10 protein-coding genes are annotated in these 13,544 nt (G+C 72.1%); 6 read left to right on the top strand and 4 right to left on the bottom strand.

All coding sequences use genetic code 11. The features are described 5' to 3' along the window. The first annotated feature begins 62 nt into the window (after positions 1-62). Positions 63-2,663 (top strand): RelA/SpoT family protein, encoded by a 2,601-nt coding sequence (locus tag OO62_RS14670; RefSeq protein ID WP_033267829.1) that lies wholly within the window; start codon positions 63-65, stop codon positions 2,661-2,663. Positions 2,664-2,722: 59 nt separating this feature from the next. Here OO62_RS14670 and OO62_RS14675 read toward each other — a convergent pair whose 3' ends face one another. Then, the gene (locus OO62_RS14675) at positions 2,723-3,952 is read right to left on the bottom strand and encodes a DUF349 domain-containing protein (RefSeq protein WP_033267830.1); all 1,230 of its coding nucleotides are present in this window, start codon (positions 3,950-3,952) and stop codon (positions 2,723-2,725) included. A gap of 250 nt (positions 3,953-4,202) precedes the next feature. Next, positions 4,203-5,018 carry a peptidylprolyl isomerase gene (locus OO62_RS14680; RefSeq protein ID WP_033267831.1) on the bottom strand — a complete coding sequence of 272 codons (816 nt, stop codon included), beginning with the start codon at positions 5,016-5,018 and terminating at the stop codon, positions 4,203-4,205. Positions 5,019-5,178: 160 nt separating this feature from the next. On the opposite strand from OO62_RS14680, the gene OO62_RS14685 reads away from it, so the two are divergent. The 4 genes from OO62_RS14685 (at position 5,179) to OO62_RS14700 (ending at position 9,517) form a co-directional block, all read left to right on the top strand. Further along, entirely contained in the window at positions 5,179-5,892 is a 714-nt protein-coding gene (locus OO62_RS14685; protein ID WP_033267832.1) for an MBL fold metallo-hydrolase, read from the top strand. Between the two features lie 11 nt (positions 5,893-5,903). Further along, complete coding sequence (hisS, locus tag OO62_RS14690; protein ID WP_033267833.1) at positions 5,904-7,166, top strand: histidine--tRNA ligase; 1,263 nt, start codon at positions 5,904-5,906, stop codon at positions 7,164-7,166. Positions 7,167-7,355: 189 nt separating this feature from the next. After that, positions 7,356-7,997, top strand: a complete 642-nt coding sequence (locus tag OO62_RS14695) for a vitamin K epoxide reductase family protein (protein WP_033267834.1) — start codon at positions 7,356-7,358, stop codon at positions 7,995-7,997. 149 nt (positions 7,998-8,146) lie between these two features. Beyond that, positions 8,147-9,517: a replication-associated recombination protein A gene (locus OO62_RS14700; protein WP_033267915.1), complete on the top strand. Its 1,371-nt coding sequence runs from the start codon at positions 8,147-8,149 to the stop codon at positions 9,515-9,517. 65 nt (positions 9,518-9,582) lie between these two features. On the opposite strand, the gene OO62_RS14705 is transcribed toward OO62_RS14700, so the two are convergent. Continuing rightward, positions 9,583-10,374 (bottom strand): DUF2470 domain-containing protein, encoded by a 792-nt coding sequence (locus tag OO62_RS14705; protein ID WP_033267835.1) that lies wholly within the window; start codon positions 10,372-10,374, stop codon positions 9,583-9,585. A 185-nt stretch (positions 10,375-10,559) separates the two neighbouring features. On the opposite strand from OO62_RS14705, the gene rpsD reads away from it, so the two are divergent. Further along, the gene (gene rpsD / locus OO62_RS14710; RefSeq protein ID WP_033267836.1) at positions 10,560-11,171 is read left to right on the top strand and encodes a 30S ribosomal protein S4; all 612 of its coding nucleotides are present in this window, start codon (positions 10,560-10,562) and stop codon (positions 11,169-11,171) included. Positions 11,172-11,197: 26 nt separating this feature from the next. Here rpsD and OO62_RS14715 read toward each other — a convergent pair whose 3' ends face one another. Then, positions 11,198-13,396, bottom strand: coding sequence for an ATP-binding protein (locus tag OO62_RS14715; RefSeq protein WP_033267837.1), 2,199 nt, complete (start codon positions 13,394-13,396; stop codon positions 11,198-11,200). Positions 13,397-13,544 lie beyond the last annotated feature (148 nt).

Here is a 13,544-nt window from a genome sequence, read left to right on the forward strand (position 1 = left end):
CGATACCATGGCACCCCGACCCGTTCGAGGTCCTGGGGTCCGGAACAGCTTGAGGAGTGCTCTTGCCAGACGAGGCCCAGCCGCTCTCCCCCGGACTGCGTCCGGCGGGATCCGATGCCGCGCGCCCGGACGAGACGAAGCCCGGTACCGCGGCTTCCCCGGACGCGCCCCAGTCCGAGCGGCACGGTGCGCCCGACGGGACGGCCCGGCCGTCGACCGGCCGGCCCGCCGCTCCCCAGGCCCCCGCCGAGCGGCCCGCCGGCTCCTCGTCCCGGGCCGGATCCGCACCGGCCGGCGCGCCCAAGCCGCCCGCCAAGGCCGACCAGCCCCCCGCTCCGAAGCCGCTGACGCCCGCCCCCGCGGGCCGCTCCGGATCGCCCAACCGGGTCCGGGCCCGCCTGGCCCGGCTCGGCGTCCAGCGCTCCAGCCCGTACAACCCGGTCCTGGAGCCGCTGCTGCGCGCCGTCCGCGGCAACGATCCCAAGATCGAGACCGCCACGCTGCGGCAGATCGAGCGCGCCTACCAGGTCGCCGAGCGCTGGCACCGCGGCCAGAAGCGCAAGAGCGGCGACCCGTACATCACGCACCCGCTCGCCGTGACGACGATCCTCGCCGAGCTGGGCATGGACCCGGCCACGCTGATGGCCGGCCTGCTGCACGACACCGTCGAGGACACCGAATACGGCCTGGACACCCTGCGGAACGACTTCGGTGACCAGGTAGCGCTGCTCGTCGACGGCGTCACCAAGCTCGACCGCGTCAAGTTCGGCGAGGCCGCGCAGGCCGAGACGGTCCGCAAGATGGTCGTGGCGATGGCCAAGGACCCGCGCGTCCTGGTCATCAAGCTCGCCGACCGGCTGCACAACATGCGCACCATGCGCTACCTCAAGCGGGAGAAGCAGGAGAAGAAGGCCCGCGAGACGCTGGAGATCTACGCCCCGCTCGCCCACCGCCTGGGCATGAACACCATCAAGTGGGAGCTGGAGGACCTCGCCTTCGCGATCCTCTACCCCAAGATGTACGACGAGATCGTGCGTCTGGTCGCCGAGCGGGCGCCGAAGCGGGACGAGTACCTGGCGATAGTGACCGACGAGGTCCAGGCCGATCTGCGGTCCGCCCGGATCAAGGCCACGGTCACCGGCCGCCCGAAGCACTACTACAGCGTCTACCAGAAGATGATCGTCCGCGGCCGCGACTTCGCGGAGATCTACGACCTGGTGGGCATCCGCGTCCTGGTCGACACGGTCCGCGACTGCTACGCCGCCCTCGGCACCATCCACGCGCGATGGAACCCGGTCCCCGGCCGGTTCAAGGACTACATCGCGATGCCGAAGTTCAACATGTACCAGTCGCTGCACACGACGGTCATCGGCCCCAGCGGCAAGCCGGTCGAGCTCCAGATCCGCACGTTCGACATGCACCGCCGCGCCGAGTACGGCATCGCCGCCCACTGGAAGTACAAGCAGGAGGCGGTGGCCGGCGCGTCCAAGGTGCGTACGGACGTGCCGAAGAACGCCGGCAAGGGCCAGGACACCGTCAACGACATGGCCTGGCTGCGGCAGTTGCTCGACTGGCAGAAGGAGACCGAGGACCCGGGCGAGTTCCTGGAGTCGCTGCGCTTCGACCTGTCGCGCAACGAGGTCTTCGTCTTCACGCCGAAGGGCGACGTGATAGCGCTGCCGGCCGGCGCCACGCCCGTCGACTTCGCCTACGCGGTGCACACCGAGGTCGGCCACCGCACGATAGGGGCCCGGGTCAACGGGCGCCTCGTACCGCTCGAATCGACCCTGGACAACGGCGACCTGGTGGAGGTCTTCACCTCCAAGGCAACGGGCGCCGGGCCCTCCCGCGACTGGCTCGGCTTCGTCAAGTCCCCGCGCGCCCGCAACAAGATCCGCGGCTGGTTCTCCAAGGAGCGCCGCGACGAGGCGATCGAGCAGGGCAAGGACGCCATCGCGCGCGCCATGCGCAAGCAGAACCTGCCGATCCAGCGGATCCTGACCGGTGACTCCCTGGTGACCCTGGCGCACGAGATGCGCTACCCGGACATCTCGTCGCTCTACGCCGCCATCGGCGAGGGCCACGTCGCCGCGCAGGGCGTCGTGCAGAAGCTGGTGCAGGCGCTCGGCGGCCAGGACGAGGCCACCGAGGACATCGCCGAGTCGACCCCGATCCGGCCGCGCTCCAAGCGCCGTTCCAGCGCCGACCCCGGCGTGGTCGTCAAGGGCGTCGACGACGTCTGGGTGAAGCTGGCCCGCTGCTGTACGCCGGTGCCGGGCGACCCCATCATCGGCTTCGTCACCCGCGGCAACGGCGTCTCGGTGCACCGCGCCGACTGCGTCAACGTCGACTCGCTGTCCCGGCAGCCGGAGCGGATCCTCGACGTCGAGTGGGCGCCCACCCAGTCGTCGGTCTTCCTGGTCGCCATCCAGGTCGAGGCGCTGGACCGCTCCCGGCTCCTGTCGGACGTCACCCGGATCCTGTCCGACCAGCACGTCAACATCCTCTCGGCGGCCGTCCAGACCTCCCGGGACCGGGTCGCCACGTCCCGCTTCACCTTCGAGATGGGCGACCCCAAGCACCTGGGCCACGTCCTGAAGGCCGTGCGGAGCGTGGAGGGCGTCTACGACGTCTACCGGGTCACCTCGGCCAGGAGGCCGTAACCGCGCACGAAAGAGGGCCCCGGTACCTGGGTACCGGGGCCCTCACGCGTCTCGCCGACTCAGCCGCCGAACTCCTCCAGGCCCTTCAGCGCCTGGTCCAGCAGTGCCTTGCGGCCCTCCAGCTCGCGCCCGAGCTTGTCGGCCTTGGCGTCGTTGCCCGCCGCCCGGGCCGCGCCGATCTGCTGCTCCAGCTTGTCGACGGCGTCCTGGAGCTGGCCGGTCAGCCCCGCGGCGCGGGCCCGCGCCTCAGGGTTCGTACGGCGCCACTCGGCCTCCTCGGACTCCTGGATGGCGCGCTCGACGGCGTGCATCCGGCCCTCGATCTTGGGGCGGGCGTCGCGCGGGACGTGGCCGATGGCCTCCCACCGCTCGTTGATCGAGCGGAACGCGGCGCGCGCGGCCTTCAGGTCCGAGACCGGGAGCAGCTTCTCGGCCTCGACCGCCAGCTCCTCCTTGCGGGTCAGGTTCTCCCGCTGCTCGGCGTCGCGCTCGGCGAAGACCTCCCCGCGGGCCTGGAAGAAGATGTCCTGGGCGCCGCGGAAGCGGTTCCACAGGTCGTCCTCGTGCTCGCGCTGGGCGCGGCCCGCGGCCTTCCACTCCGTCATCAGCTCGCGGTAGCGCGCGGCGGTGGCGCCCCAGTCCGTCGACTGCGACAGCGCCTCGGCCTCGGCGACCAGCTTCTCCTTGGCCTGGCGGGACTGCTCGCGCTGGGCGTCCAGCGACGCGAAGTGCGCCTTGCGCCGCTTGGAGAACGCCGAGCGGGCGTGCGAGAAGCGGTGCCACAGCTCGTCGTCCGCCTTGCGGTCGAGCCGCGGCAGGCCCTTCCAGATGTCGACCAGCGCACGCAGCCGCTCACCGGCCGCCCGCCACTGCTCGCTGGCCGCCAGCTCCTCGGCCTCGACGACCAGCTTCTCCTTGGCGTGCCGGGCCTCGTCGCTCTGCTTGGCCTTCTCGGCCTTGCGCTCCTCGCGGCGCGACTCGACCGCCTCGACGAGCTTGTCCAGCCGCTTCCTGAGCGCGTCCAGATCGCCGACCGCGTGGTGCTCGTCGACCTGCTGGCGCAGGTGGTCGATCGCGGTGGTCGCGTCCTTCGCCGACAGGTCGGTGGTCTTGACCCGGCGCTCGAGGAGGCCGATCTCGACGACCAGGCCCTCATACTTGCGCTCGAAGTAGGCGAGGGCCTCCTCGGGAGTTCCCGCCTGCCACGATCCGACGACCTTCTCGCCATCGGCGGTACGCACGTACACGGTCCCCGTCTCATCGACGCGGCCCCACGGGTCGCTGCTCACAGCGCCTCCTCCACATGATGCCGACGAGGGCGTGTGGCCCCCCGGCATCGTCCACAGTTTCTGTCCGGCAGGGCCGCGCCCTGGCCGGTCCGACGGGCTGTCTTGCGGGTGAGGGTGGCAGCCGTCGGAGCAGGCACCCTACACAACGCCAATCTAGGCGACCGGCGGTCGGCTGTCCGCATCCAGCACGACCGGATTTCCGCGGTTCGCGCGCGGGTGACCAGCGGCCGCCCGCGCCTGACCGGGCCGGTCAGGACTTGGTGACGGCCGCCTTGTCGATCACGACGCGGGCGTGCGGCGCGGTGTTTCCGGTCTGCGGGTCCGGGGACGTCGCACCGGCGTCGGCGATCTTGCGCAGCACGTCCATACCGCCGGTGATGGTGCCGAACGGCGTGTAGTTCGGGGGCAGCCGGCTGTCCTGGAAGACGAGGAAGAACTGACTGCCGCCGGAGTTGCGGGTCTTTTCGTCCTTGCCGTCGTAACTGTTGGCCATCGCGACCGTGCCCGCCGGATAGACGCCGCCCTTGAGGCGCGGGTCCTTGAGGTTCTCGTCCGGGAGGGAGTAGCCGGGGTTGCCGCTGCCGGTGGCCGTCGGGTCGCCGCACTGGAGGACGTGGATGCCCGCGTCGACCAGGCGGTGGCACTTGCTGTGGTCGAAGTAGCCCTGGCCGGCCAGGAAGGCGAAGGAGTTGACCGTGTGCGGAGCCTTGCCCGGGTCCAGCTTCAGCTCGATGGTGCCGCACGTCGTCGACAGCTTCGCGGCGTAGGACGCCGAGGTGTCGACCGACATCGCCGGTTCCTTCTTCCAGGTCTTCTTCGACGGCGTGCCCTTGGCCGGCGCGCCGCACGGGTTCCTCGGCGCGGGCGGGGCCGACGCCGCCTCGTCGCCGCCGGTGAGTCCGGCCGAGGCGTAGGCGGCGACGCCGGCGGCCAGGGCCACGGCCACGGCGGACGCGACGATCACATTGCGGCGCTTGGTCTTGCGCCGGGCCACCGATCGCCGTTGCTGCTGACGCTCGAACTTCTCCCGGGCGAGCTGCCGCCGCCGCTGATCCTTGCTGACCACCGGTCGTCTCCTTGTCCGATCACCGATCGCTGTGGTGCGCCGTGGCCGTACCGTATACGGGTTCGCCCTGCCGGGAGTCCCGCCGGTAGGCTCTGGAGCTGCCGAGATGTCCGGGGAGCGGCCCTGTGGTCCGTCCCCACACCGACCTTTAAGGACGAACGTGCTGATTGCCGGGTTCCCCGCCGGGGCCTGGGGGACCAACTGCTACTTGGTCGCCCCCGCCGCCGGCGAGGAGTGCGTCATCATCGACCCGGGCCACCAGGCGGCCCAAGGCGTCGAGGACGCGGTGAGAAAGCATCGGCTCAAGCCCGTCGCGGTCGTCCTCACGCACGGCCACATCGACCATGTCGCCTCGGTCGTCCCCGTGTGCGGCGCGCACGACGTCCCGGCCTGGATCCACCCCGAGGACCGCTTCATGATGAGCGACCCGGAGCGGGCCCTGGGCCGCTCCATCGGTCAGCAGCTCATGGGCGAGCTGACGGTGGGGGAGCCGGACGACGTCAAGGAGCTGACCGACGGTGCCGTCCTCGATCTCGCCGGGATGGAGTTCTCCGTCGCGCACGCACCGGGCCATACCAAGGGGTCGGTGACGTTCGGGATGCCCGAGCAGGCGGACGTTCCGCCGGTGTTCTTCTCGGGCGACCTGCTGTTCGCCGGCTCCATCGGACGCACCGACCTGCCGGGCGGCGACCACGCCGAGATCCTCAAGTCGCTGGCGCGCGTGTGCCTGCCGCTGGAGGACTCGACCGTGGTCCTCTCCGGCCACGGCCCCCAGACCACCATCGGCCGCGAGCGCGCCACCAACCCCTTCCTGCGGGAGGTGGCAGCCGGCCTCGGAGACGGCTTCAGCCCGGCTCCACGACGAGGAATGTGACGAGAGCTTCCGTGAGCACCTTCAAGGCCCCCAAGGGCACGTACGACCTGATTCCGCCGCAGTCGGCCACCTATCTCGCGGTGCGCGAGGCGATCGCCGCGCCGCTGAAGAACTCCGGGTACGGGTACATCGAGACGCCCGGCTTCGAGAACGTCGAGCTGTTCGCGCGCGGTGTCGGTGAGTCCACCGACATCGTGACCAAGGAGATGTACGCCTTCGAGACCAAGGGCGGCGACCGGCTCGCGCTGCGGCCCGAGGGCACCGCGTCCGTGCTGCGCGCCGCGCTGGAGGCCAACCTCCACAAGGCCGGCAACCTCCCGGTCAAGCTGTGGTACTCCGGCTCGTACTACCGCTACGAGCGTCCGCAGAAGGGCCGCTACCGCCACTTCTCGCAGGTCGGCGCCGAGGCCATCGGGGCCGAGGACCCGGCGCTGGACGCCGAGCTGATCATCCTGGCCGACCAGGCGTACCGCACGCTGGGGCTGCGCGACTTCCGCATCCTGCTGAACTCCCTGGGCGACAAGGAGTGCCGCCCCGTCTACCGCGCCGCGCTGCAGGACTTCCTGCGGGGGCTCGACCTGGACGACGACACCCGGCGCCGGGTCGACATCAACCCGTTGCGCGTCCTGGACGACAAGCGCGACGCCGTCCAGCAGCAGCTGACCGGCGCGCCGATGCTGCGCGACTACCTCTGCGAGGAGTGCAAGGCGTACCACGAGCAGGTGCGCGAGCTGCTGACCGCGGCGGGCGTGGCGTACGAGGACGACGAGAAGCTGGTGCGCGGCCTGGACTACTACACCCGCACCACCTTCGAGTTCGTCCACGACGGGCTGGGCTCGCAGTCCGCGGTGGGCGGCGGCGGCCGCTACGACGGCCTCTCGGAGATGATCGGCGGGCCCGAGCTGCCGTCCGTCGGCTGGGCGCTGGGCGTGGACCGTACGGTCCTGGCGCTGGAGGCCGAGGGCGTCACGCTCGACATCCCGGCGGCCACCGCGGTGTACGCGGTGCCGCTCGGCGACGAGGCCCGCCGGGTGCTGTTCGCCAAGGTCACCGAGTTGCGCCGGGCCGGTCTCGCGACCGACTTCGCGTTCGGCGGCAAGGGCCTGAAGAACGCCATGAAGTCCGCCAACCGCTCCGGCGCGCGGCTGGCGCTGGTGGCGGGCGAGCGGGACCTGGCCGAGGGCGTGGTCCAGCTCAAGGACCTGGAGAGCGGTGAGCAGACCCCGGTCGCGCTGGACGCGGTGCTCGACGAGGTCCGGCGCAGGCTGGGCTGAGGATGGCCGGCGGCGCCACCACCGGTGGCGCCGTCAACCCGCCGTGCCGGGAATCATCCCGTTCAGCGGCCCGCTCTTTATGCGCAGCGAACGGTGGGCCGTCGGGGAGTTGGGGCACAATGAAGGCCGCGCCCGCGGGTGCCGCGGGCCTGCCAGGCCCCTCTTCCCACCGACCGACGGAACGGCCACATGACGACGACAGCGGTTGACGACGTGTCTCTCGACGACGACCACGCGAGCGGCGCGGGCACCATCGGCTCGGGCCGCGGGCTCGCGCTGCTCCTGGTGATCACCGGCGCGCTCGGCATCCTGGCGGCCTGGGTCATCACGCTGGACAAGTTCGAGCTGCTGAAGGACCCCAACTTCAAGCCGGCCTGCAGTCTCAACCCGATCATCTCCTGCGGCAGCGTCATGCAGAGCAAGCAGGCGGAGGTCTTCGGCTTCCCGAACCCGATGGCCGGCCTGGTCGGCTTCGGCGTGGTCGTCGCGATCGGCATGGCACTGCTCGCCGGCGCGCGCTTCCGCCGCTGGTACTGGATCGGGCTGAACGTGGGCACCGGCCTGGCCGCGGTCTTCTGCATGTGGCTGATGACGCAGTCGCTGTACGAGATCAACGCGCTGTGCCTGTGGTGCACGCTGACCTGGTGCATCACGATCCTGATGTTCTGGTACACCACCGCGCACAACCTCAAGCACGGCATCATCCCGGCCCCCGAAGGGCTGCGCCGGACGGTGGTGGAGTTCCACTGGGTCGTACCGGTGCTCTGGTACGGCGTGATCGCGCTGCTGATCCTCACCCGCTGGTGGTCGTACTGGAGCAGCCTGCTGTAGGACGACGCCTCGCTGAGCGGCGTCCCGGAAAGCACGACTCCGGAGATCCCGACGCCCGCGCCGGCGATCTGGCGCGAAGTGCCCCTGCGCCCCGGCCGCTCCTGACGGAGGCCGGGGCGTTGTCAGTGGGGTGGCTTAGGCTCGTGATCGTGGAGCCCGATCTGTTCACCGCCGCCGCCGAAGACCGCCAGGAGAAGGACCCCGCGGGGTCCCCGCTCGCCGTGCGGATGCGCCCGCGCACCCTCGACGAGGTCGTGGGCCAGCAGCACCTGCTCAAGCCCGGCTCGCCGCTGCGCCGCCTGGTCGGCGAGGGCGACGGGGGTCCGGCGGGGCCGTCCTCGGTGTTCCTGTGGGGGCCGCCCGGCATCGGCAAGACGACGCTGGCGTACGTCGTCAGCCAGGCGACGAACAAGCGCTTCGTGGAGCTCTCCGCGATCACCGCCGGGGTCAAGGAGGTCCGGGCGGTCATCGACGGCGCCCGCCGGGCGTCCGGCGGCTTCGGCAAGGAGACCGTCCTCTTCCTCGACGAGATCCACCGCTTCAGCAAGGCCCAGCAGGACTCCCTGCTGCCGGCCGTCGAGAACCGCTGGGTCACCCTGATCGCCGCGACGACCGAGAACCCGTACTTCTCGGTCATCTCCCCGCTGCTCTCCCGCTCCCTGCTGCTGACGCTGGAGCCGCTCACGGACGACGATCTGCGCGGGCTGATGCGGCGCGCGCTGACCGACGCGCGCGGCCTGGCGGGCGCGGTCACCCTCCCCGAGGACACCGAGGGCCACCTGCTGCGCATCGCGGGCGGCGACGCCCGGCGGGCGCTGACGGCCCTGGAGGCCGGCGCCGGCTCCGCGCTGGCCAAGGGGGAGAAGGAGATCACTCTCCGGACGCTGGAGGAGTCCGTCGACCGGGCCGCGGTGAAGTACGACCGGGCCGGCGATCAGCACTACGACGTCGCCAGCGCGCTGATCAAGTCCATCCGGGGCTCGGACGTCGACGCGGCGCTGCACTATCTGGCGCGCATGATCGAGGCGGGGGAGGACCCGCGGTTCATCGCCCGCCGGCTGATGATCTCGGCGAGCGAGGACATCGGCCTGGCGGATCCCACGGCCCTGCAGACCGCGGTGGCGGCCGCCCAGGCGGTGGCCATGATCGGCTTCCCGGAGGCCCGGATCACGCTCAGCCAGGCGACCATCGCGCTGGCCCTGGCGCCCAAGTCCAACGCCGCCTACACCGCGATCGACGCCGCGCTGGCCGACGTGCGGGCGGGCAAGGCCGGCCCGGTGCCGCCCCATCTGCGCGACAGCCACTACAAGGGCGCCCAGAAGCTGGGCCACGGCCAGGGCTACCAGTACCCGCACGACCTCCCGGGCGGTATCGCCGCCCAGCAGTACGCACCGGACGAGGTGCACGGCGCGCGCTATTACGAGCCCACCCGGCACGGCGCCGAGGCGCGCTACGCCGACGTGGCCGAGCGGGTCCGCGCCCGCCTGCGCGGCGCCACCGGCGAGGGCACCGCCGAGTAGCCGTCCGTACGGGGGCGGGCCCCGGGCCCCGCGGCCCGCGCCGGCCCGGAGCCGCCGTACAGCTCCTAGTCGCCCGCCGCCTCGAAGAGCTGGTGCATCGCCCGGCGCAGCTCCGCCACGTCCCGTACGGGCTCGGGGAAGTCGAAGCGGGCGTCGAAGGAGCGCTGCTCGGCGTCGGTGCTGCGGTTTTCCGGGGGACGACCCCCGGACCCTCGAACAAAGCGGACCCGGAGGCCGAAGCGGTCCAGGCCCACCGGCACGGCCCGGTCGCGCAGCCCGCAGAGCTGTGCCCGGTCGCCCAGCAGGGCGCACAGCCCGCGGACCTGGTCGCTGTGGGCCGCGTGCAGATGCTGGAGCAGCTCCGCCTCGTGCGCGACCAGCGGGTCGGGGACCGCCGCGGCGAAGTCGTCCGGCTCGAAGGACTCGGCGCCCCACAGGTCCTCCACCGCGCCCTCGCCGACCTCCAGGCGCAGCATCATCCAGGCGGTCCGCCCGGCCAGGCCCGGTGCCGGGTCCGGCTGCAGCGCCTCACCGAGGCCGAGCAGCTCGCCGACGGGATGCCGCTCGGCGAGCAGCATCGCCGCCTCGGCGCGCCGGCCGTTGCGTACGGGCGTCAGCCAGCCCGCCACCCAGGCCCGGCCGCGGATGCGGTGCGGCACCGAGACCGGCGCCACATCCGTGATCTCCATCACGGCGGTCAGATCATCGTCCTGTGCGTGAGCGGCCGCCCGGGCCGCCGCGGAGTCCCCAGGAACCAGCAACAGCACGTCCCCGTCCGGTGTCACGGTCCGGCAGACCGGCGCGGAGAGGCCGGTCTCGTCGGGATCCTCGACTCCGGGGATGCTCAGGGACGCCATACCATGGGACTCGACGAGGGTTCGTACGCGCTCGGCGGCAGTGGGCTGCTGGGCGTCTTCCACGGGACGCGGCTGACCCGACTCGGTGCTCTGACCAGCACTGGGCAGGGGGATCCCCGGTCGAAACATGCGTTCTCCTCGCGCTAAGGTAAGCCTCACCTAACTTACACGGAGGTCCGTTCCACGTGAACCAGTCGCGTCCCAAGGTCAAGAAGTCGCGCGCGCTCGGCATCGCGCTGACGCCCAAGGCCGTCAAGTACTTCGAGGCCCGTCCCTACCCGCCCGGCGAGCACGGCCGCGGCCGCAAGCAGAGCAGTGACTACAAGGTCCGTCTGCTGGAGAAGCAGCGTCTGCGCGCGCAGTACGACATCAGCGAGCGCCAGATGGCGCGCGCCTACGACCGCGCTCGGAAGGTCGAAGGCAAGACCGGCGAAGCGCTGATCATCGAGCTTGAGCGCCGTCTGGACGCGCTCGTCCTGCGTTCGGGCATCGCCCGCACGATCTACCAGGCCCGCCAGATGGTCGTCCACGGCCACATCTCGGTGAACGACCGCAAGGTCGACAAGCCGTCCTTCCGCGTCCGCCCCGGCGACGTCGTGATGGTCCGCGAGCGCAGCCGCGAGAAGCACCCCTTCCAGGTCGCGCGTGAGGGTGGCTACGCCCCCGACGGTGAGATCCCCCGCTACCTGGAGGTCAACCTGCCGGCTCTGGCGTTCCGCCTCGACCGGGACCCGAACCGCAAGGAGATCCCGGTGATCTGCGACGAGCAGCTCGTCGTCGAGTACTACGCCCGCTAAGCACCACCGCGCGGCGCAGCACCGCTTCAGCCCGCCGTCTCCCCGCCGCTCGCGGAGGGGGAGGCGGCGGGCTCGTTCGTGGCGGGCGACCCGATCCGCACCGCGCGGCGCGGCCCGGGCACCGGGCCGCGGGCCGGCAGGATCCGCGCCGCCGCCGCGTCCAGGTCGAGCCGGGCGCCCTCCCGTACGGCGCGCTCGTAGCGCCCGTCCCCCAGCCGCCGGCGTGCCTGCTGCTCGCACAGGGCGTGCGGGCGGCTGAAGTAGCGCGAGCCGAACAACGGCAGCCCCACCGAGGGCCAGATCCGCTCCGCGGCGCCCTGCAGCACGGCCGCCTCCTCCGCCTCACCCTCACCGGCCACCACCAGCGCCACCAGCTCGATCGCCAGCACCGCGCCCAGCAGATCGCGGAAGGCGTGGTGGATGCCCAGGCACTCCTCCAGCAGCGCCCGCGCCCGCCCCGCCTCCCCGTCCGACCAGGCCGCGTACGCGAGGACGAACAGCGCATACGCCCGGGCCCAGCGCTCGCCGTGGTCCTCGCACACCTCCAGCACGTCCTGGCACAGCCGCACCGCGTCCGCCAGCTCGCCCTGGAAGGCCACCGCCATCGCCAGCTCGACCTGCCCCATCAGGACATTGCTGTTGAGCTCGCCGATCTCGTGGTAGCGCGCCAGCGCCCCGCGCAGCAGCTCCTCGGCGCGCGGCATGTCGTCGCAGACCAGCGCCAGACAGCCGGTGCGGTGCAGCGCGTAGGCGGCCGCGGTGGCGTTGCCGGTCCGCTCGGCCTCCTCGCGGCACTCCTGCAGCGCCCCCAGCGCGCCGACGGTGTCGCCCTGGAGCACCGCGACGTAGCCGGCCACCCACAGCGCCTTCAGCCGCGCCTCGTCGTGGCCGCCCTCCAGCTCCAGCGCCCGGTCCAGCCAGTGCCGCCCCTCCGCGAGCCGCCCGCAGCCCACCCAGTAGAACCACAGCGTGCCCGCCAGGTACTGGCCCAGATGCGTGTCGGACGTGCTCTCCAGGCTGTGTTCCAGCGCGATCCGCAGATTGGGCAGCTCGGCCTCGATCCGGGCCGCGATCTCGGTCTGCCGCGAGCTGAACCAGTCCAGCTCGCACCAGGTGGCCAGGCCCAGGTACCAGTCGCGGTGCCGGCGCCGCAGCCGCTCGCCGTCCCCCGTCGCGGCCAGCCAGTCCGCGCCGTAGGCCCGTACGGTGTCCAGCATCCGGTAGCGCACCCCGGCCGCGTTCTCCTCCCGTACGAGGACCGACTGAGCCACCAACTCCCCGACGACGTCGAGGAGTTCCTCGGTCGGCAGCTCCGGCCCCGAGCAGACGTACTCGGCCGCCTCCAGGTCGAACTGCCCGGCGAAGACCGACAGCCGCGCCCACAGCAGCCGCTCCTGCGGCGTGCACAGCTCATGGCTCCAGCCGATCGCGCAGCGCAGCGTCTGGTGGCGGGGCGGGGCGCCGCGGGTGGTGCCGGTCAGCAGCCGGAAGCGGTCGTCGAGCCGGTGCAGCACCTGCTCGACGGAGAGCGCGCGCAGCCGTCCGGCGGCCAGCTCCAGCGCGAGCGGAATGCCGTCCAGGCGCCGGCAGAGCTCGTCCACCGCGTCCTCGTCGCCGGGCCCGACGCCGAAGCCCGCGACGACGGCCGCGGCGCGGTCGGCGAACAGCGCGGCGGCGTCGGCGGCGTTCATCGGCGGCAGTGGCAGGACCTGCTCGCCGGGCACCCCGAGCGGCCGCCGCCCGGCGGCCAGCACCCGCAGTCCGGGCGCCCGCCGCAGCAGTGCCGTGATCAGCTCGGCGCAGGCGTCGACCAGGTGCTCGAAGCCGTCCAGGACGAGCAGCAGCTCACGGTCGGCCAGGTGGTCGCAGAGTGCCGAGCGGAGCGAGCGGGTGCTGTGGTCGGCCAGTGCCAGCACCTCGGCGACGGCGTGGTCCAGCAGGTGCGGCTCGTGCAGCGAGGCCAGTTCGACCAGCCACACCCCATCGCAGAAGCGATCCTGCAAGATCGCGCCGGCACGGGCGGCGAGCCGTGACTTCCCCACGCCGCCCATGCCGGTGAGGGTGACCAGCCGGTCCGGCCCCAGCCGCGCCGCGAGGTCGGCCAGTTCGTCGTCGCGGCCGACGAAGCGGTTCAGTTCCGCGGGGAGATTGCCCGGTCTTCCCGGAGGCCGGGAGCGGTCGGGCGAGAGGCCGGAGCCGGGCCCGGGGCCCGTGAAGCGTCGCATGGCACACGGAGCGTACTCGGCGGGATGCGGACCGTACAATCACGCCGCCCGGTACCGCTCCGGTTCCCCGCGTGGCACCGGGAACGGGGTACGGACGGACAGTCACGGCGCGATAAGGTCAAGGTTGCCGTTCGAGCAGGACGAGAGA

This window comes from Streptomyces lydicus (assembly GCF_000717345.1).
Classification (GTDB): domain Bacteria; phylum Actinomycetota; class Actinomycetes; order Streptomycetales; family Streptomycetaceae; genus Streptomyces; species Streptomyces lydicus.